Raw genomic sequence first — 22,195 nt, 5'->3', positions numbered from 1 at the left:
CGGCGACGGAGTCAATCCGGGTCGGGTGTCGCAGGGAACGGCGACGGAGTCGACGTTTCCGAAGATCACCCGACTCCGGTGATGTGGGTTCGCGCTAGGGCTGTTGCAGGAGCTGGACCAGCGAGCTGGTGTCCCAGCGGGAGCCGCCACGCTCGATGACGCGCCGGTAGAACTGGTCGACCAAGGCCGTTACCGGCAACTGCGCACCGAGCCGGTCGCCTTCGGCAAGGGCGATCGCCAGGTCCTTCCGCATCCACTCGACGGCGAAGCCGAAGTCGAACTCTCCCGCCGCCATCGTGCGCGCCCGGTTCTCCATCTGCCAGCTGCCGGCAGCACCCTTCGAGATGGTGTCGACCACCTCGTCGATGTCGAGCCCGGCCCGCTGGGCGAAGGCGATGCCCTCGGCCAGCCCCTGGACGAGACCGGCGATGCAGATCTGGTTGACCATCTTGGTGGTCTGGCCCGCGCCGGCACCGCCGAGCAGGCGGCACTCCTTCGAGTAGGCGTCGATGATCGCCTTCGCCGCATCGAACACGCCCTCGTCCTCCGAACCGCACATGACGGTCAGCTGCCCGTTCTCCGCGCCGGCCTGGCCACCGGACACCGGGGCGTCGACGAACCCGACACCACGTTCTTCGCATGCCATCGCAAGCTCGCGGGCGACGTCGGCCGACGCGGTCGTGTGGTCGACCAGCGTCGATCCCGTCTCCATCTGCTCGAGGGCGCCGTGCTCGCCGAGCACCACCTCGCGGACGTCGTCGTCGTTGCCGACGCACATCATCACGAAGTCGGCACCCTCGGCGGCCTCACCGGGGGTCGGTGCCGCCTGGTGCCCGTACTGGGCGACCCACGCCAACGCCTTGGTGGGGGTGCGGTTGTAGACGGTGACGTCGTGTCCGTTGGCGGCGAGATGCCCTGCCATCGGATACCCCATCACGCCGAGACCGAGAAACGCGACCTGTGCCATCCGCCGAGTCTCGCAGGTCGGCCGAGCTCGTCAGAACTGCACTCCCGGATGGGGCAGAATGCGGTCGTGCCCGCCGAGACCGTGCAACGTCGATGGACCGTGGCCACCTGGCTGCTCGCCGGTGTGGACGACTTCGAGACGGTCGCGCACGCGCTCGAACCGCTGTCGGCCGATGCGATCGCGCTCCAGTCGGTGCACGAGCGCGACGCCGACACCGTGGCGGCCGCGCTCGGCATGCAGATGGCGTGGGAGGTCTCGCACTATCCCCGGTCGCGCGTCTTCATCGGTTCGTCGGTCGGGTTGGCGGTGCTGACGCCGCACCGTGTGTCGGCATCGCACGCCACCGTGACGTCGGCGAAGTCGTCGCTGTGGTCGACGAGCCGCCGCATCGCCCAGTTCTGCACCGTCGAACGACACGATCACACGGCCTACACGCTCGTGCACGCCGTCGGCCCGACGCACGGGGCGATGGCCGATGCCGGCGGCTTCCCGCTCGTCCGGATGGTGCCCGAACAGGTCGGCGTCGACGAGACGAGGGCGATCGAGTTGCCGCCGGAGGCGAGTGCGGCGACGTCGACCGTCGCCGAGCCGATCGAGGGCGCGAACGGACTCCAGGCGACGAGTTTCGAGTTGCCGTGGGTGAAGGGCGACTTCCCCGTCATCTGACGGGGAGCCGGCTCACTTCTTGGCTTTCTCGGCCTTCTCCGGCTTGAGCACGCCCTTGGCGAGCGCGTCGTCGAGGTAGGCCTCGGCGTCTTCGGAGCTGACCTTCAGCGCCGGGCTGATCTCGGAGATCAGGTTGACGCGTGCACGCTCGTACATGGTGCGCTCGGCAGCCGACAGGCTGGCGTCGCGGTTGCGAGCGGCCAGGTTCCGGACCACCTCGGCGACCTGATACACGTCGCCGCTCTTCAGCTTCTCCTGGTGGTTCTTGAAGCGGCGGCTCCAGTTCGACGGCACGCGCGGGTCGGGCTTCGCGAGCACGGCCACGAGGTCTTCGAGCTCGTCGGCCGAGACCGGCGGGCGGACACCGACCTCTTCGGCCATGTCGACCGGCACCTTCAAGGTCATCTCGTTGATGACCGTCTCGAGAATCAGGTACTCCTTCTTCTCACCGAAGGCCTCCATCTTCTTCGTCCCCTTGACGACGCATGCGCCGTGCTGGGGGTAGATGACGGTTTCGCCCTTCTTGAAGTTCACTCGGTCCCCTTTTGGTGGAGTGGTCGACGTGCGTTCACCGGCGGAAACTCGGCGAACAGCCGTTTCAGGCTACAGCGCCCCCGACAGGATTCGAACCTGCGCACTTCGGATTAGAAGGCCGATGCTCTATCCAACTGAGCTACGGGGGCGCCGCCAGGCTACTGCCCCTCCCCATGGGGTCGGATACGTTTCGTCGGGACCGACGAAACGTATCCGACCCCATTCGCCGGGCTCACCTCCGTCACGGTTCGGCGACGAGGAGCCAGCCGCTGCCGAGGGGTGAGCGTTCGAGGGTTGCCGTCGAACCGTCGTGGTAGGTGATCACTGCTCGGTGGACGACGTCGGTGTCGTCGAGGTATCCGACACCATCTGTTCGTCAGGTGAGGGTGGTGCGGAGCCAGTTCAAGGAGTTGATGACGCTGAACTGACGCATCTGCTCGCGCAGGCCTGGGAGGCGGAAGTACTGGGTGGCTTCTCCGTCGGGCCACACCAGGCCGCAGAACAGGGTGCCGGCGGGCTGACCGTCCTGCGTGCCGGGTCCGGCGACACCGGTGAGCGACAGCGCCACGTCGCAACCGAGCACCCGGCGGGCGCCGTGCGCCATCGCCAGCGCCGACTCCTCCGACACGACCGGCCCCTCCGGCACGCCGAGCAGGTCGTACTTCACCTCGCTCGCGTACGACACGATCGAGCCACGGAACACGTCGCTGCAGCCCGACACGGCCGTGATGCGCCCGCCGACCAGACCACCGGTGACCGACTCGGCGCACCCGATCGACCACCCCTTCTGCCGCATCAGGTCGAGCACGACCGACTCGATCGTCTCGTCGCCGGTGCCGAACACCAGGTCGCCGAGTTCGGCCCGCAACCGTTCCTCCCACGGGTCGAGGATCCGGGCGGCCTCGACCGCGTCGGCGCCCTTGGCGGTGAGACGGACCTTCAGCCCGTTCCAGCCGCTGGCGAGGAACGCGAGCGTCGGGTTGCCCGCCTCGTCGAGTTCGGCGATCACGTCGTCGAGCCGCTCGTTCAGCCCGCTCTCGCTCTCGCCCCAGGTGAGCAGCACCCGACTGGCGATGGTGAACCGCTCCCCCGAACGTCGCTGCAACTCGGGGATGATGCCCCGGTGGAACATGTCGTGCATCTCGTGCGGCACGCCGGGCACGGCGAACACCACCTTCTCCACGCCGTCGACCGTCACGGGGCAGACGAGACCGGGTGCGGTGCCGCGCGTCTGCGGGATGATCGAGGCGCCGGCCGGCACCATCGCCTGGCGCAGATTGTTCTCGGGCATCCGGCGGCCTCGGCTGGCGAACATGTCGCGGATGACGTCGCCGAGCGCCTCGTCCAGTTCGAGTTCGACGCCCATCACCCGGGCGATCGCCTCACGGGTCAGGTCGTCGTGGGTCGGTCCGAGACCGCCGCACATGATGACGGCGTCGGCCTCGGCCAGGCGCCGCTCGAGCTGGAGCACGATCCGGTCGATGTTGTCGCCGACCTTGACCTGCACGAGCGAGTCGATCCCGTGGGCGGCGAGTTCCCCGCCGATCCACGCCGAGTTCGAGTCGATGATCTGGCCGAGCAGCAGCTCGGTCCCCACGGCCACCACGTCACAACGCATGCGCCAGTTCTACCGCACGCCAGAAGGGGTCAGGCACCTTCTGGCCACTGCAGGTCCTGTCTCCCCGAGGTGCCTCGCCAGAAGGTGCCTGGCTGGGTTCCGAGGGTCGTTGCAACACCTTGATCTTTTGGAGGTGTTCATGCCGAGGCAGCGTGTTGCTGATGAGGTTCGTTGTTGGGTGTGGTTGTTGGTGGCCGATGGTCACACACAAGCTGGGGTGGCTCGACGGTTCGGGTTGTCTTCGACAACGGTGCGTCGGATTGCTCATGATCCCGAGGTGGAGAAACAGGTTCGTGACACATCAGTGAGCCGGTTGACGTTGACCGGCCGGGAAGAGATCTCTCGTGGGATCGTGGAAGGGGTTTCCAACGCTGAGATCGCGCGTCGGATTGATCGGCATCGTTCAACGGTGGGCCGTGAGATCAACAACAACGGTGGCCGCGACGAGTATCGGGCGGTTGCTGCGCATCTGGCCGCTCAGCAGCGTGCGAAGCGACCGAAGTTGTTCAAGTTCGAGCAGTTCCCGTTGCTGGCGATGGTGGTTGCGTGCTGGCTTGATCTCGAGCAGTGGTCGCCGGAACAGATCAGTGCCAGGCTGGTGCTCGAGTTTCCCGACGACGAGACGATGCGAGTGTCCCCCGAAACGATCTATCGAGCGTTGTATGTGCATGGTCGGGGCGGGCTCCGTAAAGAACTCGCTGCGTGTCTACGTACTCAACGTCAGCATCGCCGGGCCCGCCCGGTCACGGCTCGGAACCGGGACCAGTCCTCGATCCCGGACCTGGTGTCGATCGCGGAACGTCCCGACGACATCGAGGACCGTCTGGTGCCTGGCCATTGGGAAGGCGATCTGATCATGGGTCGCAACAACGGCTCCCAGGTCGGCACGCTCGTGGAGCGCACCACCGGACTCGTGATGCTGTCCAAACTTGGCACCAAACAAGCCGATCACGTCGCGGACGCGATCGCAGCACGTGTCCGAACCCTGCCGGCCGTGCTGCAGGGAACACTCACCTGGGATCGCGGCACCGAAATGGCTGCTCACCGCCGGTTCACGATGGCCACCGACATGAAGGTGTACTTCTGCGACCCGCACGCTCCCTGGCAACGAGGCAGCAACGAAAACATCAACGGGCTGCTACGCCAATACCTACCCAGAGACAGTGACCTGTCCCAGTTCAGCCAAGAACAACTCGACGCGATCGCTCACAAACTCAACAACCGGCCACGCAAACGCCACAGCTTCCTGACACCATTAGAAGTCTTCGACCAACTCGTGTTGCACTGACCACTGGAATCCAGCCTGACCCCTTCTGGTCTGACCACGTCCATGCTAGGCGTTGGATTCGGCGAGAGCCTTCTCGGTGACCCTCGAGTACCAGAGGTACTGGATGCCGGACACGACCGACAGGGCGACGGCGATCCAGAGCAGCAGCTGCCAGGTCCACTCGTGGTCGACGGCGAACCACGGCCACAGGGCGAACGCAACCGCCAGCTGTTGGAACAACGTCTTCCACTTGGCGGTCTTGCTGGCCGGCACGGAGATGCCCTTCGACGCGACGAACGTTCGGTAGACGGAGATGACGAACTCTCGTGCGGCGATGATCGCCACCGGCACGATCCAGAACATGTCGGTCGCGACCAGCGTGAACATGGCGCCGAGCACCAGCACCTTGTCGGCCAGCGGATCGAGGAACGCCCCCGACGTCGTCGTACCGTGGCGGCGCGCCAGGTACCCGTCGATGCCGTCGCTCGAACACAGCACGAACCACATCGCGAACGCCACCCACGACCCCTGATTGTCCTTCGGGATCACCAGGAACATGACCGGCGACAGGACGATCCGCCCGACCGTGATCAGATTGGCCCACGTGGCGAGCTTGTCGGGCGGCACCGGCATCAGTCGTCGTCTTCCTCGAACGACGCGCCGGCGGCCACCAGATCGGGGCCGAGTGCATCGACGATCTCGACGTCGTGGAACTCCCGCACCGTCAGATCATGCCCCACATGGACGATGCCGTCGATCTCCGGTGCCTCGCGCACCGACCGGGCGACCCCCGGTTCGTCGACGAGCACCCGCACCGTGCGGCCGATCATCTCGTCGCGTCGGACACTCGTGATCTCGTCCTGCAGCTCGCGCAGCTCGGCCAAACGCTCGTCCATCAGACCCGGGTCGACGGCGCCGTCGAGATCGGCGGCGTAGGTGCCGTCTTCGCGGGAGTAGGCGAAGAATCCGCACCAGTCGAGCTGCGCTTCCTCGACGAAACGGAGCAGCTCGTCGTGATCGCGCTCGGTCTCGCCCGGGTATCCGACGATGAAGTTCGACCGGAACGCGGCGTCGGGCTCGCGTTCGCGGATGGTCGCGATGCTGTCGAGGAACCGTTGGCCGTCGCCCCAGCGGCGCATCCGGCGCAGGAGTGGTTTGCTGACGTGCTGGAGCGACAAGTCGAAGTACGGCACCTCGGTCGCGCAGATCGCGTCGATGAGCGCATCGTTGAGGTCGCTCGGGTACAGGTACAGCAGCCGTACCCAGTCGGTGCGTTCGGCCACGGCGTTGACGAGCGGCACGATCGAGCCGTTGCCCAACTCGTCGGGGCGATCGCGCCCGTAGGCGGCGAGATCTTGTGCCACGAGCACGATCTCGCGTGCGGCGAGTTCGTCGACCTCGCGCAGCACGGCGTCGATGTCGCGGCTGCGCTGCGGACCGCGGAACGACGGGATGGCGCAGAAGCCGCACGAGCGATCGCAGCCCTCGGCGATCTTCACGTACGCCCACGGCGACACCGATGTCGGCCGGGGCAGGTTGAGCAGGTCGAGCTCGGGCAGCGGCGCCGACGAGACCGGGATCAGCTTCTTGCCCACCGTGGACGGCGCCGGCGTGTGGACCGGCACACCGAACCCGGCGACCTGGTCGACCTCGGGCAGTTCGGCAGCCAGTTCGTCGCCGTACCGTTCGGCCATGCAGCCGGTCACGACGAGGCGAGCGCCGTCGCGGCGTTGCTCTTTGAGGGCGAGGATCGTGTCGATCGACTCCTGCCGCGCCTCTCCGATGAACGCGCAGGTGTTGACCACCACCAGATCGGCCTGTCCCGCATCGTCGGTCGCCTCCATGCCGTCGGCGAGCAGTGTGCCGATGAGCTTGTCGGAGTCGACCTGGTTCTTGGGGCAGCCGAGCGTCTCGACATAGAAGCGCTGCGACATGAGGTGCCCAGGCTATCCGTGACGTCTTTCCGGACGGCGGAAGGTGTGACGAGCGCCCGTCCCGGGCAGACTCGCCTCATGCCGTTGAGTGTGCAGTTCTGGGTCGACCCCGTTTGACCGTGGTGTTGGGTGACGGCCCGTTGGGTCGTCGACGAGGTGCAGCCGCACCGTGATCTCGAGATCACCTGGCAGCCGATCAGCCTGCTGAAGAAGAACCAACCCGAACCCGGCAGCCCCTACTACGAGGGCGCCATGCGCGGCCATCGGGCGCTGCGGGTGATGGAGGCGATCCGGGCCGAACTCGGCGACGAGCCGATCCAGGCGTGGTATTGGCAGTGCGCCACCCGCATCCACCACGACCGAGAGGAGGGCCTCGATCTCGAGGACGCCCTCACCAAGATCGGTCTCGACACGAAGTTCGCCGCTGCGGCCGACGACGAGCGCTGGGACGACGAGATCCAGACCCGCATGGACGCCGGTCTCGCCCTCGTCGGCGACGACGTGGGAACGCCGATCATCGCGTTCCCGTGCGACGACGGCACCACCCGTGGGATCTTCGGGCCCGTCATCACCCAGGTGCCCGACACCGAGCAGTCGCTGAAGTTCTGGGACGCCATGGTCGTGTTCACCACGACCGACGGCTTCTGGGAACTCAAGCGCACCCGCACCGAAGCACCCCAGTTCGGCGACCGCCCCGACGTCTGACCGTCAGCCCTGTGCGCGCACGGATGGGGTCAGACCCCATCCGTGCTACGTGAGGTCGGGCCAGGCCGGCTCGGCGCCTTCGGGGAGCGCGACGGCGAACAGGTTGAGCAGCATCGAGATCAGGCAGTAGTAGCCGGCGATCGACACCAACTCGACCAGGCCGGCCTCGCCCAACAGTTCGCGGCCGGCTGCGTACGTGGCGTCGTCGACGCGATGGTTCGTCAGCGACTGGCTCACGATCTCGTACACGACCCGCTCGTCGTCTCGCTCGAAGTCGGGACGCGATCCGGCCCGCAAGGCGTCGATCACGTCCGCAGCGACGCCGTGATCGGTCGCCATCGGCGCGTGCGCCCAGAACTCGAACTCGCTGTGCCAATGGGCGCCGACCGTGCAGATCGCCACCTCGGTGAGCCGTCGTTCGATCGACGTCCCGAAGCGGAGATGCGCCCCGAGTGACGACAACCTCCGACCGATCTCCGGTGCGTGCACGAACGCGTTGAACGGCCCGACCAGTCCCCCGTCTGGCCCGGTCATCCCGAACGCCCCGCTCCGGCTCTCGACCAGCGAGTCCCAGATGGCGGCGCCCGTCTCGTCGAGCTGGTCGCGGGTCAGTGGTGTGAGGCGTGTCATGGGATCACGGTAGACCCACCCCTGCTCGTGGGTATGGTCCGGGCATGTCGACCACGATGATCCCGACCGGCGAGTCGCTCCTCGACGAGGCGCGTGCCCGCGACCTGCGTCGGATGAAGCTGGTGGCGCTGTCGCTCCTGGTCGCCGCTGCGATCGTCTTCGTCTGGGCCTCGCTCGACGGGCGCGACGGCTGGGTCGGGTACGTCAAGGCGTTCGCCGAGGCGGCGATGGTCGGTGCGCTCGCCGACTGGTTCGCCGTCACCGCCCTGTTCCGCCACCCCTTGCGGCTCCCCATCCCGCACACGGCGATCATCCCGCGACGCAAGGATCAGATCGGCCGCAGCCTCGGCACGTTCGTCGAGGAAAACTTCCTCACCGCTGAGGTGCTCGGCGAACGTCTCGAGCAGGCCCAGATCGGCCGTCGGACCGGCGAATGGCTCGCGCGGCCCGAGAACGCCGCCAAGGCCTCCGAAGCGCTGGGCGATGCGCTCAAGGGCACCCTCGAAGTACTCGACGACCGCGAGGTGCAGCACGGCCTCGAGGGCGTGGTCCGCCGCCGCATCGCCGACACGCCCGTCTCCCCCGTCGTCGGCAAGGCGATCGACCTCACCGTCGACGGCGGCCACCATCAACGCCTGCTCGACGCCGTCCTCGTCGGCCTCGGCGGCTTCCTCGACGACAACCGGGCGACGTTCCGCCGTCGCCTCGACGAGGAGTCGCCATGGTGGGTTCCGGAACCGATCGACGACCGGGTCTTCGAGAAGATCTACACCGCCGTCGGCTCGTTCCTCCACGACGTCGGCGCCGACAGCGATCACGAGGTGCGCCACTCCATCGAGGACCGCGTGGTCGCGTTCGCCGAACGTCTGAAGCACGACCCCGAGCTCCTCGCGAAGGGCGAGGAGCTCAAGGCCGAGCTGCTCGACCATCCCGAGTTCCGAGCCTGGATCGAGTCGTTGTGGCTCGGGGCGAAGCGCAGCCTCATCGAGGCTGCCAACGACCCGACCAGTGAGCTCCGCATCCGGGCGACGGCCAGCCTCCAGCAGCTCGGCCAGCGGCTCGAGGCCGATCCCGAGCTGCAGCACAAGGTCGACGATTGGGTCCAGCGTGCGCTCGGTTACCTGGTCGAGCACTACCGGAGCGAGGTGAGCGATCTCATCGCGTCGACCGTCGAGCGGTGGGATGGCGAGTCGACCGCACGCCGGATGGAACTCCAGGTCGGGCGAGACCTGCAGTTCATCCGCATCAACGGCACCATCGTCGGCGGGCTCGCCGGCCTGGTGATCCACGCCGCCGCCGAACTGCTGTAGAACATCGGCCATGTCGACGACGTTGTTCCGCGGCGGGCCGATCATCACGTTCGGCGGGCCGCCCTCCGATGCGGTCGCCGTGTCGAACGGCCGCATCGTCGCTATCGGCGACGAGGCCCGCTCGTGGGCGACCACCTTCGACCGGGTCGTCGACCTCGACGGACGGCCACTGCTCCCTGCCTTCCGCGACGGTCACGCCCACCCGCTCCATGCGGGCACGAACCGGCTCGAACTCGACTTCACCGGCATCCACACGCTCGACGGAACACTCGATGCACTGCGGGCCTGGCGAGAATCGAACCCGGACGACGCCTGGATCGTGGGCCGCTGCTACGACCCCTCGATCCTCCCCAACGCCTTCGGTCGCGCGGAGTGGATCGACGCCGTCTGCCCCGACCGACCGGTCACCCTCTTCCCCACCGACAACCACGCGGTGTGGACCAACACTGCGGCGATGCGAGCGGCCGGCATCGACCGCGACACCGCCGAGCCGCCGCTCGGCGAGATCGTCCGCGACGCCGACGGCGAGCCGATCGGCATGTTCCTCGAGTTCGGTGGGATCGGCTTGTTCGGCGAGGTGATGCCGAAGATCGACCGCGCGATGCAGGACCGCGGACTGGTCGAGGCGATGCGGGCGATGAGCGCCGAGGGCATTGTGTGGGCGCAGGACGCCTCGGTGCGCCTCGACGAACTCGACGTGTACCTCGACGGCGCGAGCTCGGGCATCGCCACCTGCCGCATCAACGCCGCCTTCCGTGCCGACCCCGAGCGGTGGCGGCGTCAGCGCGACGGGTTCGTCGACGGACGGCGTCGAGCCGCCGAGCCCGACTCGAACGGGCTGGTGACGGCGAACACGATCAAGTTCTTCGCCGACGGGGTGATCGAGGCCGGCACCGGCTTCCTGCTCGAACCGTACGAAGACGCGCCGCACTCGTGCGGCCTCCCGAACTGGTCGGCGGACGGCCTGGCCGAAGCGGTTCGGGCGTTCGACGCCGACGGGTTCCAGATCCACATCCACGCCATCGGCGACGCGGGTGTCCGGATGGCGCTCGACGCGATCGAGTACGCCCAACGCGAGAACGGCCGACGCGATCGACGTCCCGTGATCGCACACACCCAACTCGTCCACCCCGCGGACCGGCCGCGATTCGCCGCACTCGGTGTGATCGCCAACTTCGAGCCGCTGTGGGCGTGCTGGGACGACGCGATGCTCGACCTGACGTTCCCTCGACTCGGCCCACAGCGATCGGCGCTGCAGTACCCGATCGCATCGCTGGCGTCGGGCGGCGGCCGGATCAGTTTCGGTTCCGACTGGCCCGTGTCGTCACACCGCCCGCTCGACGGGCTCGCGGTTGCGGTGACCCGTCAGAACGCAGCCGGCGAACCGGTGGGCGGCTGGCTGCCCGAGGAGCGTCTGCCGATCCTGCAAGCCATCCAGGCCTACACCGAGGGCAGCGCCTACCAGGCCTTCGACGACGACGCCGGACGGATCGAGGTCGGTCAGGCAGCCGACCTCGTCGTCCTCGACCGCGACATCACCGCGGTCGCCGGCAACGAGGTCGCCGACGCCCGAGTCGACCAGACCTGGCTCGCCGGCCAACCCGTCTACGAGCGCTGACGCACAGATGGTGTGTGTCAGACGGAACCGTTTTGTTGGAGGAGTTCGAACTCTTCCACGGTCATGAGGACCTCGCGGGCCTTGGAGCCCTCGGAGGGGCCGACGACGCCGCGCTGTTCGAGCAGGTCCATGATGCGGCCGGCACGGGCGAAGCCGACCTTGAGCTTGCGCTGCAGCATCGACGTCGAACCGAGCTGGCTGCGCACGACGAGTTCCATCGCCTGACGCATCATCACGGCGTCCTCGTCTTCCTCGCCGGCGGAAAAGGCGTTGGCATCGGACGTGACGTCGAGGCCACCGCCGGCACCACCGTCGAACGACATCTGCTGCGCGGGCGGTGACGCCGGGGCAGCACCTGCTGCGCCGCCACCTTCCTCGTCGCCTTCGACGTTCTGGGTGTACACCGGCTCGGGCGCCTGGGCACGCCAGTGCTTGACGACCTTGCGGACCTCGTCTTCGCCCACGAACGAACCCTGGATGCGGTTCGGGACCGACGAGTTGCCCGGCAAGAGGAGCATGTCGCCCTTGCCGACCAGCTTCTCGGCACCGGGCTGGTCGAGAATGACGCGCGAGTCGGTGAGCGACGACACGGCGAACGCCATGCGGGCCGGCACGTTGGCCTTGATGACACCGGTGATGACGTTCACCGACGGACGCTGCGTGGCGATGATCAGGTGGATGCCGACGGCACGCGCCTTCTGGGCGATGCGGGTGATCGACTCCTCGACGTCGCGAGCGGCGACCATCATGAGGTCGTTGAGCTCGTCGACGACGACCACGATGTACGGCATGTGCTCGTACGGGGTGTCGTCCGGATCGACGCCGGGCGGCGGATCGATCTCGCCCTTGACGACGGCCTCGTTGTAGCCGGTGATGTCGCGGTAGCCGACGGCCGACAGGATGTCGTACCGCTTCTCCATCTCCTTGACCGCCCACCCGAGCGCGTTGGCCGCCTTCTTCGGGTTGGTGACGGGCTCGGTGAGCAGGTGCGGCAGCCGCTGGTACTGGCCCATCTCGACCTGCTTCGGGTCGATCAGGATGAGGCGCACCTGGTCGGGCGTGGTGCGCATCAGCAGCGAGGTGATGATGCAGTTGATGCCGCTCGACTTGCCGGCGCCGGTGGCACCGGCGATGAGCAGGTGCGGGGTCGTGGAGATGTCGAGGAACACCGCCTTGCCGGCGATGTCCTTGCCGACGGCGACCTCGAGCGGGTGGCTCGCCTCGCCCGCCTCGGGCGACACGAGTAGGTCGCCGAGTGCGACCAGCTGACGCTGGTGGTTCGGCACCTCGACACCGATCGCCGATCGCCCCGGGATCGGGGCGAGGATGCGGACGTCGGTCGCCGCCATCGCGTAGGCGATGTCTTTCTGGAGGCTCGTGATGCGGGCGACCTTGACGCCCGGCCCCAGTTCGAGTTCGTACCGGGTGACCGTCGGGCCGACGGTCATGCCGATCAGCTCGGTGTCGACGTTGTGCTGGGCGAGCGACTCCTGCAGCGTCTGGCCGCGGCGTTCGATCTCGGCCATGTTGATCGCCTGCTGGCCCGCCTGCTTGAGGTGACCGAGCGGTGGCAGCACCCATTCGCCGACGGTCTCACCGTCGATCGGCAGCGCTGCCTGGGTCGAGGCAGCGGCGGCCGCTGCCTTCTTGCGACGCTTCTTCGGGGCCGACTTCGGCGCCGAGAAGATGTCGGCGTCGTCCTCGGCGCCGTCGTACAGCGCTGGCGACAAGGGTTCGCCGTGGACGCCCTGCGGACTCGACGGGCGGTCGTCGTCGGGCCGCTGGCGTCGGCGGCCGGGACGCTCACCGTCTTCGCGTTCGCTGCTGAGCGTCGACAGATCGGACAGCGCCTTCTTGGTCGCTCGCCCGACCGGGCGGGCGACCGCGGCGGCACCACGGCTGGCCGACTCGGCCATCGTGCGCAGCGACGTCTGGGTGATCAGCAGAGCAGCGCCCACCAGCACGGCGACCAGGACGACGATGCCACCGACGGGAGCGAGGAGGGCCTCGAGCGGGCCACCGACCAGCGCGCCGATCCAGCCGGCACCCTCGCCGAGGGTGGTGACGTCGTCGCCGTCCTGGAAGGTGGTCAGTGAGTCGGGTGTGCGGACGATGTGGATGATGCCGAGGACCGACAGCAGGATCAGGCCCCAGCCCAGCGCGATCGTGACCGGACTCGACGAGACGTGCTTGCGGACGAGTGCGCCGCCCGAGACCAGCAGCACGATCGGCAGCAGGTAGCGACCGACGCCGAGGAACCAGCCGATCGAGGTCTCGATCCCGGCGCCCAGCGGGCCGGCCAGGTCGAGATACATGGCGAGACCGAGGACGATGCCGGCGCCGATCAGGACCAGGCCGAGGAACTCGTGCTCGCGGCCGGACACGGCCTGACGGACCTCCGACTGCCCCTTGGGGTTGGGCTTGCCGTTGGTCGAGCCCTTCGCACCACCCGAGCTACCGCTCTTGGCGCGCGAAGAACCACGTGGCGGGGTCGCCGCCTTGCTACGGCCTCCCTTGGAGGAACCGCCCGATGAACGCGAAGAACTGGACATGGCTCGTTTCACGGTACCAACCCGGCGACCGCCGCTGGGGCCAATCCGGCACGAAACGTCCGTTCGATCGAGGCGACCCCATCGGGCACCGGCCGTGCTGTGACGCCGTTATTGCGCCTGGGCGCCGAGCACGGTGCCGTCACCGGCCAGCCGCACGAGCAAGACGCCGCCGACGTCGGACTGCACCGACGCGTCGTACGCCGCTCCTCCGGCACCGTCACCGACGATCGCGAAGTCGCCGATCTCTGGGTCGTCGAGTTCCTCGTCGATCCCGTCGAAGATCGTGTCCACGTCGAAGTCGACCGCACCGGGTGCGAACGTCGACCCCTGAGCCTCGCCGAGCGAGGTCGCGGGCACGTAACCCGCCGCAGCACAGTAGAACAGCTGCTCGGCGACCCCGTCGACCGACACGATCACCGAGACACGCTGACGATCGGCGCTGATCTCGAAGAACTCGGGGTCGCCGTACTCGTCGACGGCGAGATCGATCGCCGGTTCGATCCAGTCGATGACCGGACGATCCGCACGATCGCCATCGAGACAGAGCGCGTCGTTCTCGGGCAGGTCCGCGAGATCGGGAGCGTCGGCGTCATCGCCACCCGAGCAGCCGACGAGAGCGAACGCGAGCGGGATGGCGACGGCCAGCGACCGCCTCACGTCTCCATCACGACGGGCACGATCATCGGCCGCCGCTTGGTGCGCTCGTTCACGAACTTGCCGGCAGCTCGGCGCACGTCGCGCTCGAGGGCCTCGACGTCGCGTTCGCCCTTCTCGAGGGCCGACTCGACCGCCTCCGCGACGCGATCGCACGCCTCGTCGAGCAGGTCTTCGGCCTCGGGTGCGTACACCCAGCCGCGCGTGATGATGTCGGGTCCGGTGAGCACCTTGCCGGTCTGGATGTCGACCGTGACGACCACGACGACCACGCCTTCCTCACCGAGCACCCGACGGTCACGGATCACACCGCGCCCCACGTCGCCGATGATCCCGTCGACGTAGACGTAGCCGGCCGGCACACGGCCGGCGTGGGCCAGCCCCTCGTCGGACAGCTCGATCACGTCGCCGTCCTCGCACATCAGCACGTTCGTGCGAGGCACGCCCATCAACTCGCCGAGACGGGCGTTGGCCATCATGTGACGGAATTCGCCGTGGATCGGCACGTACCACTCGGGCTTCGCGAGCGACAGGTACGTCTTGATCTCGTCGGCTTGGGCGTGGCCGGTGGCGTGCACGTCGTAGATGCCCGAGTGGATGACCTCGGCACCTCGCTTGAGTAAGCCGTCGATCACGCCGTTCACGGCGCTCTCGTTGCCCGGGATGGCATGGCTCGACAGGATCACCGTGTCGAGCTCGCCCAACTTGATGAACTTGTTCTCACCCCGGGCGAGCAGCGACAGCGCCGACATCGGCTCGCCCTGCGAACCCGTGGAGATGACGCAGATCTCGCCGGGTTCGTACCGATCGATGTCCTCGATGTCGATCAGCGACGAGTCGGGGATCGTGATGACGCCGAGGTCGATACCGAGCCGGACGTTCTTCTTCATGCTCAACCCGAGCGTGGCGACCTTGCGGCCGGCGCCGATCGCCGCATCGGCGATCTGCTGGATGCGGTGCAGGTGGCTGGCGAAGCTGGCGGTGATGATGCGGCGGTCGCGGTGTTCGGCGAACAGACCGGCGAGCACGCCGCCGACGCTGGTCTCGCTCGGCGCGTGGCCGGCCTCCTCGGCGTTGGTCGAGTCACTCATCAACAACCGGATGCCGCGGCCCGACGTGAGCTGGCCGATGCGGGCGAGGTCGGTGCGACGACGGTCGACCGGGGTCAGATCGAGTTTCCAGTCGCCGGTGTGCAACACGACACCCTGGTCGGTGTGGACCGCGATCGCGTGCGCGTGCGGCACCGAGTGGGTGACCGGGATGAACTCGATCCCGAACGGGCCGATCTCGATGCGTTCGTTGTCGGTCACGGAACGCATGTCGCAGCGGCCGAGCAACCCGGCCTCCTCGATGCGGTTGCGTGCCAGGCCGAGCGTCAGACGGGCGCCGTAGATCGGCAGCGGCTCGTCGCGCAGACCGCCGATGCCGGCCTCGTCGCGCAGCAGGAACTGGATGCCGCCGACGTGGTCTTCGTGGCCGTGCGTCGCGACCAGACCGACGATCGAGTTCGCGTGCTCGCGCAGGTACGAGAAGTCGGGCAGCACCAGATCGATGCCGTGCATGTCGGGGTCGGGGAACATGAGGCCACAGTCGATGAGCACGATGGCGCGGTCGTCGCCGCTCCCCTGCTCGATCGCCATGCAGTTGCGGCCGATCTCACCGAGACCTCCGAGAAAGACGACGCGTACGGGCTCAGCCACGGGCTGCCTCCAGGTTCGCCCACACTTCGCGGGCTCGTGATTCGACCCAGTCGGGTGCGTCACCGACGGGGAGGCGGCACTGGCCGACCTGCCATCCGAGGGTCCGCATCATCGCCTTGGTCGGGATGGGGTTGGGTGCTTCGTCGCCCGTCTCGAACGCGAAGCTCTCGAGCATGCGGGCGTTCGCCGCCCGAGCGCCGGCGACATCGCCGCGCTCCCAGGCGTCGAACATGTCGACGTGGTCGGGGCCGGTCCAGTGGGTCGCGACGCCGATGGTGCCGACGGCGCCGACCGACAGGAACGGCAAGGTGAGCTTGTCGTCACCCGAGTAGTACTCGAAGTCGTCGGGCGTGGCAGCGATCACGCGGGCGGACTCCGCCGGATCGGCGGCTGCGTCCTTCACGCCGACGATGTTCGGCACCTCGTGCGCGAGACGGATCAGGGTGTCGCTCGAGACCTTGCGGCCGGTGCGGACGGGGATGTCGTAGATGATCTGCGGCAGGTCGGTCGCCTCGGCGATCGCACGGAAATGCGCCTCGATGCCGGCCTGCGACGGGCGGCTGTAGAACGGCGTCAGCGAGAGCACACCGTGCACGCCGAGCTTGGCGGCCTGCTTGGTCAGCTCGACCGAGTGGGCGGTGTTGTACCCGACCGTGCCGGCGATGATCGGCACGTCGACGGCCTCGACGATCGCCGCGAACATGCCGAGCTTCTCCTCGTCGGACAGCGTCGGCGACTCACCGGTCGTGCCGCACACCACGAGCCCCTCGTGTCCCTGGGAGACGAGGTGTTTGGCGAGCTGCTGCGCGACGTCGTAGTCGACGGCCCCGGCCGCATCGAACGGGGTGATGATCGCCGAAAGGATCCGGCCGAAACGTGGCATCAGAAAGTCTCCATCGCAGTTGCTGTGGACATGCGTCGCGCCACAGCTTGCCCGCTTCCATCAGCATCTCACAACGACGAAGTTGTTCCAGCAAACACCGTTCTTGGAACAGATGGTCTCGAAAGGGGTCGGATACGTTTCGTCGGGACCGACGAAACGTATCCGACCCCTTCTGTAGGGTGAGCCGGGTGGTGACGATCGAGGAGCTGGCGGCGGATTCGGCGATCGACACGGTGATGGTCGCCTTCACCGATCACTACGGCCGCCTCGTCGGGAAGCGATTCGACGCCGGGTTCTTCGTCGAGACCGTGCGCGAGGGCACGCACGCCTGCGACTACCTCCTCACCGTCGACATGGAGATGGAGCCGATCCCCGGGTTCGAGTTCGCGAGCTGGGACGAGGGCTACGGCGACGTCCACCTCGTGCCCGACCTCACGACGTTGCGACGTGCCGGATGGACCGACGGCGCAGCGATCGTGCTGTGCGACGTCGTCGACCAGACGACACACGACCTCGTCCCGATGGCGCCGCGAACCGTCCTTCGCCGCCAGGTCGAGCGGCTGGCCGAGCACGGTCTCGTCGCCAAGGCGGCGAGCGAGCTCGAGTTCTACCTCTACGACGACACCTACCGCCAGGCGCACGACAAGGGCTACACCGATCTGCAGCCGGCAGGCTGGTACGTCGATGACTACCACCTGCTCCAGGCCAGCCGTGTCGAGCCGTACGTCGGCGCCGCTCGACAGGCCCTGACGGCCTCCGGCATCCCGGTCGAGAACTCGAAGGGCGAATGCGGTCGCGGCCAGCACGAGCTCAACATCCGTTTCGCCGACGCGCTTACGATGGCCGACCGCCACACCGTCATGAAGCACGGCATGAAGGAACTCGCCGACGCGATGGGTCTGAGCGTGTCGTTCATGGCGAAGCCGACCACCGCCGACACGGGCAACTCGAGCCACCTCCACCTGTCGCTGTGGGCAGGAGACGTCAACGTGTGCGGTGCCGACGACGAGCGGGCCGCCGTGTTCGAGCAGTTCCTCGCCGGGTGGATGGCCTACGTCGACGACGTGATGGTCTGCTACGCCCCCACCGTCAATTCGTACAAGCGGTACGTCGATGGCTCGTGGGCACCGACCCGGGTGGCCTGGTCGTCCGACAACCGAACCGCCAGCTTCCGTGTCGTCGGCACCGGCCAATCACGACGCGTCGAGTGTCGCCTGCCCGGCGCCGACTGCAACCCGTACCTCGCCTACGCCGGAGCGATCGCCGCCGGCATCGCCGGGATCGAGCATCGGCTCACGCTCTCGGACGAGTTCCGTGGCGACGTGTACGCGGCCGCCGACCTACCTCGGGTTCCGCGCACGCTCGAGCACGCGACCGGCTCGTTCGACGCGAGCGCGATGGCACGAGCGGCGTTCGGCGACGACGTCGTCGACCACTACGCACACTTCCACCGCGCCGAGGTGGAGGCGTACCACGCCGCGGTCAGCGACTGGGAACGCCGGCGCTACTTCGAGCGCATCTGAGCCACGTCAACCGGGGCAGCCGGCGAGGCGCAGCGCGCCCGGGACGAGTTCGAGCCGGACCGGGAGCGGCCCGAGACGTTCACCGTCGGCCCACAGGTCGATCCCGGCGCCCTCGACCTCTGCCACGACACCGCTGTCGGCGTGTACCTCGGGACGGTCGACGTGGCGGCCGGAGAACACCGTGGGAAACACGCGGAGGAACCGGAGACGCGAGACCGCCTCGATGTCGATGACCTGGAACGTGCCGTCGCCCGGTTTCGCTGCCGGGCAGATGCGCATCCCACCGCCGAAGTACGCCGTGTTGCCGATCGCGAGCAGCATCGTCGAGCCGGACCCGACGCGCCGACCGTCGACGGTGACCGAAACCGGGTACGGCTGCAACCGAGGGAGCTGCAGCACGGTGGCGAGGGTGTAGCGGTGCTGTCCACGGGGCCACCTCAGTCGGTTGGCGTGCGCAGTGACGTCGCCACTGAAGCCGAGCGTGGCGACCGAGGCGACCCAGCCGTGGGTGCTCTTGATCGCATCGACCGCCGTGGCCTCGCCGAGCGCCCGCCCGACCTGGGCGTCCACGTCGCCGTCGAGCAGTCCGAGCGCACGGGCGAAGTCGTTGCCCGTTCCTGCCGGCACGACGCCGAGCACGACGCTCGACTCGGCCACGGCGTTGACGGCGATGTTGACGACGCCGTCGCCGCCGACGGCGATCAGACGATCGGCTCCGGCAGCGACGCTGCAGCGAGCGGCCTCCTGCGCTGCCTCGAGCGTCGGCGGATGATGCACGTCGGCGTCGACCCCACGACGCTCCAGCGCTGCCGCGACGTTCGCCAGTTGCTCCTGCCCGTGCGGGGCGGACGCATTCCCGATCACGTGGACGCTCGCCATCGGATCGCAGGGTAGGCGGTCGACCCGCGCCCGCGTCGACCCGTCAGGCCTTGCGCGCCCAGATCAGGATGCGTTTGAAGGCGTAGAAGTACGGCCCGTCGGTGCCGATGCGCGACAGCAGCTCCTCGCGGTAGGCGTCGACGAACGGCTCGTGCAGCTCGTGCGGCAACTGCTTGAAGAAGCGGGTCAGCGAGGTGCCGCGCGTCCACTCCACGACGTCGGCGGGCGAATCGAAGACATGGCCGTACACCTGCAACCGGACGTGTGGCTCGGCCAATCCGAGTTCGTAGAGCGTCGTCGCGTAGCTCTCGGGCGTGAGCACATTGGCGGCGACGGGGTCGGCCGGTGGAGCACCGCCGAACGACGAGGCGAACGGCTCCCGGTGCGCGACGTCGACGCTCGCCAGATGCGACGCGTGGTCGTGGTTCGCCGGCACCTGGACGGCGAGCTGACCCTGCGGCGCGAGTGCGGCGACCCACCGCTCGAGGACGCCCCGGTGGTCGGGCACCCATTGCAGGGCCGCGTTCGCGAGGACGAGGTCGTGATCGCAGTCGGAGGTCCAGCGGGCGATGTCACCGTCGACGAAGTCGACCGCCACGCGACCATGGCGGGCGGCACGCTCTAGCATCGCGGGCGAACTGTCGACGCCGGTCATCCGTCCGACACCGAGTTGGTCGGCGGCCGCCACCGTGAGCTCGCCCGTACCGCATCCGAGATCGACCGCGCGGTCGATGCCGCCGCGGTGGACGAGCTCCAACAGATCCCAGAACGGCTCGGCACGCTGTGCCTTGAACCGCTCGTATCGGTCGGGTTCCCAGTCGACCGTCATGCGCACGATCGTAAACGAGTCGATCGTCGTCGTCACGCGGAGATCGCCGCCGGGATCCGACCGTCCGAGCGAGATCCGGACGCGTCGAAGGGCCGGGCGAACCCGACCCTTCGACGTCAGCGCGCCTCGGCCGTGCCGAGCCCGTTCACTCGCCGGCGACCGGCTGCGGCTGCTCTTGCTGCTCGCCTTCGAGCTCGAACTTGATGTACTCGGAGCCGGTGTCCTCCCAGTCCTCGAACTGGATGACGCTCATCTCCTCGAAGCGACGACGGAGCCACTGGTCGTTGCGGTCGAGCAGGCCCAGCTTCTTGCAGTTCGGGACGATCTTGCTGAACAGCATCTGCTGGAACAGGTCGCGGGTCGGGTCCTTGAGCACGAGCGGCACCACGTCCTTCGGGTTCACACCGTGCTTCTCCCAGACCTCCTGCGACAGGAAGCGGTCGCGCATGCGGATGGCAGCCTCGAAGGCGAACTCCTGACGCTCCATCATCTCCTTGTCGGACATGCCGTCGTAGACCTCCTTGAGCGACAGCACGCCGAATGCGACGTGGCGGGCCTCGTCGCTCATGACATAGCGGAGCAGCTTCTTGAGGAGCGGCTCTTCGGTCATCTGGTGCATGAAGCCGAACGCGGCGAGGGCCAGACCCTCGACCATGACCTGCATACCGAGGTAGGTCATGTCCCAGCGGCTGTCCTCGATGATGTCGTCGAGCAGCATGCGCAGGTGGGCGTTGACCTGGAACTCGCCGCCCATCTTCTCGTCGAGGTAACGGTGGAACACCTCGACGTGGCGGGCCTCGTCCATCGTCTGCGTCGCGGCGTAGAGCTTGGCGTCGTACCACGGCACGGTCTCGACGATCTTGGCGGTGCAGAGCAGCGCTCCCTGTTCCCCGTGGAGGAACTGCGAGAGTGTCCAGCGACGCTGGTCGATGCCGAACTCGAGCCACTCCTTGTCGCCCCACTTCTCGACGACGGTGCCCTCGTAGTGGTCGGCGGTGAAGCCGGCCGACGATGCGGCCTGGTCGGCGCTGACGACTTTTTCGACGTCGATGTCGGCGTCCCAGTCGAGATCGGTGCTGCCGTTCCACTGGCCGGTCTTGGCCTTCTCGTACAGCTTGCGGAGCTGCGGCCGGGCGAGCGAATAGTCCCACGTGAAGATCGCGTCGGCGTTGTCCTTCACGATGTGGACGACCTCGTCGACATCGGTGTTCGTGACCTGCAGGATCGCCTCGATGTCGTTGATGTCGGCGCGGCCGATGATCTCTTCGTTGGTGGAGAAGGTGTCGGTCATGTCAGTGTCCTCTCGGAGGGTTGGGGTGTCAGCAAGGCCAGGCCCGGGCGCAGGAACGCACGGGCAGAGTCGGGGTCGCCGAGGTCGACGTGATCGCTCGGCGCCAGGAAGTAGGAGATGACGGTTCGGACGAGGAGCTCGATCAGCTGCTCGGCGAACTCGGGATCGAGATGGGGTGCCAGGAGCGGCATGAGGTAGTCGGTGGCGACCCGGATGATGCGCGGGAAGCCGGCGACGGTGAGCTGCGACAGCACGTCGCCCGGCTCCGACGCCAGCATCAGCGCCAGATGGTCGTCGGCACGCAGCTCTCGGGTGGCGACCACGACCAGCGACACGATCAGGTCGTCGACGTCGTCGTGCCCGTCGGCGCCGGCGGTGAGTACGTCGAAGAACTCGTTGAGCTCACGGACACGCAACGCCTCGAACAACACATCGCGACCGCCCGGGAAGAGCCGGTAGATCGTCGCCCGCGAGACGCCGCTCTCGTCGCAGATGTCGTCGATGGTCACCTTGGCCATGCCGAAGCGCTCGCAGCACGACTTGGTGGCGTCGAGTACACGCGTCTCCGGCTCGGTTGCCCCCATGGCGTGAGACACTAAGACAGATTGTGTCTCACCGTCAAGGGGTTTCGTGAC

At 67.7% G+C, this 22,195-nt stretch carries 20 protein-coding genes and 1 tRNA gene; 6 read left to right on the top strand and 15 right to left on the bottom strand.

The genetic code is table 11. From position 1 onward, the window contains the following. Window positions 1-94: 94 nt before the first annotated feature. Window positions 95-967 (bottom strand): NAD(P)-dependent oxidoreductase, encoded by an 873-nt coding sequence (locus tag BDK89_RS06945; RefSeq protein ID WP_133868250.1) that lies wholly within the window; start codon window positions 965-967, stop codon window positions 95-97. Between the two features lie 66 nt (window positions 968-1,033). Here BDK89_RS06945 and BDK89_RS06940 point away from each other — a divergent pair, with 66 nt between their 5' ends. Next, on the top strand, window positions 1,034-1,633 hold the full coding sequence (locus BDK89_RS06940; protein ID WP_133868249.1) for a hypothetical protein: 600 nt from the start codon (window positions 1,034-1,036) through the stop codon (window positions 1,631-1,633). A 12-nt stretch (window positions 1,634-1,645) separates the two neighbouring features. Here the strand turns inward: BDK89_RS06940 and BDK89_RS06935 are convergent, their stop codons facing one another. The 3 genes from BDK89_RS06935 to BDK89_RS06925 all read right to left on the bottom strand — a co-directional run bounded on the left by BDK89_RS06935 (window position 1,646) and on the right by BDK89_RS06925 (window position 3,785). After that, a complete protein-coding gene (locus BDK89_RS06935) occupies window positions 1,646-2,167 on the bottom strand; it encodes a CarD family transcriptional regulator (RefSeq protein ID WP_133868248.1) in 522 nt (173 codons plus the stop codon). A 75-nt stretch (window positions 2,168-2,242) separates the two neighbouring features. After that, window positions 2,243-2,316, bottom strand: a tRNA-Arg gene (locus BDK89_RS06930). 227 nt (window positions 2,317-2,543) lie between these two features. Beyond that, window positions 2,544-3,785 carry a competence/damage-inducible protein A gene (locus tag BDK89_RS06925; RefSeq protein ID WP_133868247.1) on the bottom strand — a complete coding sequence of 414 codons (1,242 nt, stop codon included), beginning with the start codon at window positions 3,783-3,785 and terminating at the stop codon, window positions 2,544-2,546. A 139-nt stretch (window positions 3,786-3,924) separates the two neighbouring features. On the opposite strand from BDK89_RS06925, the gene BDK89_RS06920 reads away from it, so the two are divergent. Further along, on the top strand, window positions 3,925-5,073 hold the full coding sequence (locus tag BDK89_RS06920) for an IS30 family transposase (RefSeq protein WP_279586797.1): 1,149 nt from the start codon (window positions 3,925-3,927) through the stop codon (window positions 5,071-5,073). Window positions 5,074-5,118: 45 nt separating this feature from the next. Here BDK89_RS06920 and pgsA read toward each other — a convergent pair whose 3' ends face one another. Continuing rightward, on the bottom strand, window positions 5,119-5,685 hold the full coding sequence (pgsA, locus tag BDK89_RS06915) for a CDP-diacylglycerol--glycerol-3-phosphate 3-phosphatidyltransferase (RefSeq protein ID WP_133868246.1): 567 nt from the start codon (window positions 5,683-5,685) through the stop codon (window positions 5,119-5,121). After that, window positions 5,685-6,986: a 30S ribosomal protein S12 methylthiotransferase RimO gene (gene rimO, locus BDK89_RS06910; protein WP_133868245.1), complete on the bottom strand. Its 1,302-nt coding sequence runs from the start codon at window positions 6,984-6,986 to the stop codon at window positions 5,685-5,687. The genes pgsA and rimO overlap by 1 nt, the downstream gene beginning before the upstream one ends. A 129-nt stretch (window positions 6,987-7,115) precedes the next feature. Here rimO and BDK89_RS06905 point away from each other — a divergent pair, with 129 nt between their 5' ends. Next, window positions 7,116-7,691, top strand: a complete 576-nt coding sequence (locus tag BDK89_RS06905) for a mycothiol-dependent nitroreductase Rv2466c family protein (RefSeq protein WP_133868244.1) — start codon at window positions 7,116-7,118, stop codon at window positions 7,689-7,691. Window positions 7,692-7,736: 45 nt separating this feature from the next. On the opposite strand, the gene BDK89_RS06900 is transcribed toward BDK89_RS06905, so the two are convergent. After that, on the bottom strand, window positions 7,737-8,321 hold the full coding sequence (locus BDK89_RS06900; RefSeq protein ID WP_133868243.1) for a carboxymuconolactone decarboxylase family protein: 585 nt from the start codon (window positions 8,319-8,321) through the stop codon (window positions 7,737-7,739). Between the two features lie 44 nt (window positions 8,322-8,365). Here BDK89_RS06900 and BDK89_RS06895 point away from each other — a divergent pair, with 44 nt between their 5' ends. Together BDK89_RS06895 and BDK89_RS06890 are read left to right on the top strand one after the other, a co-directional pair. Next, window positions 8,366-9,631, top strand: coding sequence for a DUF445 domain-containing protein (locus BDK89_RS06895; protein ID WP_133868242.1), 1,266 nt, complete (start codon window positions 8,366-8,368; stop codon window positions 9,629-9,631). Window positions 9,632-9,641: 10 nt separating this feature from the next. Beyond that, window positions 9,642-11,249 (top strand): amidohydrolase, encoded by a 1,608-nt coding sequence (locus tag BDK89_RS06890; protein ID WP_133868241.1) that lies wholly within the window; start codon window positions 9,642-9,644, stop codon window positions 11,247-11,249. Window positions 11,250-11,266: 17 nt separating this feature from the next. Here the strand turns inward: BDK89_RS06890 and BDK89_RS06885 are convergent, their stop codons facing one another. From BDK89_RS06885 to dapA, 4 genes are all read right to left on the bottom strand, one after another. Then, window positions 11,267-13,801 carry an FtsK/SpoIIIE family DNA translocase gene (locus BDK89_RS06885; protein ID WP_133868240.1) on the bottom strand — a complete coding sequence of 845 codons (2,535 nt, stop codon included), beginning with the start codon at window positions 13,799-13,801 and terminating at the stop codon, window positions 11,267-11,269. Window positions 13,802-13,909: 108 nt separating this feature from the next. Next, window positions 13,910-14,458, bottom strand: coding sequence for a hypothetical protein (locus BDK89_RS06880; protein WP_133868239.1), 549 nt, complete (start codon window positions 14,456-14,458; stop codon window positions 13,910-13,912). Continuing rightward, complete coding sequence (locus BDK89_RS06875) at window positions 14,455-16,155, bottom strand: ribonuclease J (RefSeq protein WP_133868238.1); 1,701 nt, start codon at window positions 16,153-16,155, stop codon at window positions 14,455-14,457. Before BDK89_RS06875 ends, BDK89_RS06880 begins: the two co-directional genes overlap by 4 nt. Beyond that, window positions 16,148-17,038: a 4-hydroxy-tetrahydrodipicolinate synthase gene (gene dapA, locus BDK89_RS06870; protein ID WP_133868237.1), complete on the bottom strand. Its 891-nt coding sequence runs from the start codon at window positions 17,036-17,038 to the stop codon at window positions 16,148-16,150. Before dapA ends, BDK89_RS06875 begins: the two co-directional genes overlap by 8 nt. A 188-nt stretch (window positions 17,039-17,226) precedes the next feature. On the opposite strand from dapA, the gene BDK89_RS06865 reads away from it, so the two are divergent. Beyond that, entirely contained in the window at window positions 17,227-18,561 is a 1,335-nt protein-coding gene (locus BDK89_RS06865; protein ID WP_243839116.1) for a glutamine synthetase family protein, read from the top strand. A gap of 6 nt (window positions 18,562-18,567) precedes the next feature. On the opposite strand, the gene BDK89_RS06860 is transcribed toward BDK89_RS06865, so the two are convergent. The 4 genes from BDK89_RS06860 to BDK89_RS06845 form a co-directional block, all read right to left on the bottom strand. Further along, window positions 18,568-19,440, bottom strand: a complete 873-nt coding sequence (locus BDK89_RS06860; RefSeq protein WP_133868236.1) for a diacylglycerol/lipid kinase family protein — start codon at window positions 19,438-19,440, stop codon at window positions 18,568-18,570. Between the two features lie 43 nt (window positions 19,441-19,483). After that, window positions 19,484-20,269 (bottom strand): methyltransferase domain-containing protein, encoded by a 786-nt coding sequence (locus tag BDK89_RS06855; protein WP_133868235.1) that lies wholly within the window; start codon window positions 20,267-20,269, stop codon window positions 19,484-19,486. A 145-nt stretch (window positions 20,270-20,414) separates the two neighbouring features. Next, window positions 20,415-21,560, bottom strand: coding sequence for a ferritin-like domain-containing protein (locus BDK89_RS06850; RefSeq protein ID WP_133868234.1), 1,146 nt, complete (start codon window positions 21,558-21,560; stop codon window positions 20,415-20,417). Further along, entirely contained in the window at window positions 21,557-22,144 is a 588-nt protein-coding gene (locus tag BDK89_RS06845; RefSeq protein ID WP_133868233.1) for a TetR/AcrR family transcriptional regulator, read from the bottom strand. Before BDK89_RS06845 ends, BDK89_RS06850 begins: the two co-directional genes overlap by 4 nt. Window positions 22,145-22,195: the final 51 nt, after the last annotated feature.

It is taken from the genome of Ilumatobacter fluminis (assembly GCF_004364865.1).
Classification (GTDB): Bacteria; Actinomycetota; Acidimicrobiia; order Acidimicrobiales; family Ilumatobacteraceae; genus Ilumatobacter; species Ilumatobacter fluminis.
The sequence above is the reverse complement of the archived record's forward strand: the minus strand, read 5'-3'. Positions and strand labels throughout refer to the sequence as shown.

Coding starts and splice junctions, on each gene's coding strand:
- BDK89_RS06860 (WP_133868236.1), bottom strand. CDS start 19,440: ATGGCGAGCGTCCACGTGATCGGGAATGCGTCCGCCCCGCACGGGCAG.
- BDK89_RS06920 (WP_279586797.1), top strand. CDS start 3,925: ATGCCGAGGCAGCGTGTTGCTGATGAGGTTCGTTGTTGGGTGTGGTTG.
- BDK89_RS06850 (WP_133868234.1), bottom strand. CDS start 21,560: ATGACCGACACCTTCTCCACCAACGAAGAGATCATCGGCCGCGCCGAC.
- BDK89_RS06895 (WP_133868242.1), top strand. CDS start 8,366: ATGTCGACCACGATGATCCCGACCGGCGAGTCGCTCCTCGACGAGGCG.
- rimO (WP_133868245.1), bottom strand. CDS start 6,986: ATGTCGCAGCGCTTCTATGTCGAGACGCTCGGCTGCCCCAAGAACCAG.
- BDK89_RS06890 (WP_133868241.1), top strand. CDS start 9,642: ATGTCGACGACGTTGTTCCGCGGCGGGCCGATCATCACGTTCGGCGGG.
- BDK89_RS06945 (WP_133868250.1), bottom strand. CDS start 967: ATGGCACAGGTCGCGTTTCTCGGTCTCGGCGTGATGGGGTATCCGATG.
- BDK89_RS06925 (WP_133868247.1), bottom strand. CDS start 3,785: ATGCGTTGTGACGTGGTGGCCGTGGGGACCGAGCTGCTGCTCGGCCAG.
- BDK89_RS06855 (WP_133868235.1), bottom strand. CDS start 20,269: ATGACGGTCGACTGGGAACCCGACCGATACGAGCGGTTCAAGGCACAG.
- dapA (WP_133868237.1), bottom strand. CDS start 17,038: ATGCCACGTTTCGGCCGGATCCTTTCGGCGATCATCACCCCGTTCGAT.
- pgsA (WP_133868246.1), bottom strand. CDS start 5,685: ATGCCGGTGCCGCCCGACAAGCTCGCCACGTGGGCCAATCTGATCACG.
- BDK89_RS06900 (WP_133868243.1), bottom strand. CDS start 8,321: ATGACACGCCTCACACCACTGACCCGCGACCAGCTCGACGAGACGGGC.
- BDK89_RS06885 (WP_133868240.1), bottom strand. CDS start 13,801: ATGTCCAGTTCTTCGCGTTCATCGGGCGGTTCCTCCAAGGGAGGCCGT.
- BDK89_RS06845 (WP_133868233.1), bottom strand. CDS start 22,144: ATGGGGGCAACCGAGCCGGAGACGCGTGTACTCGACGCCACCAAGTCG.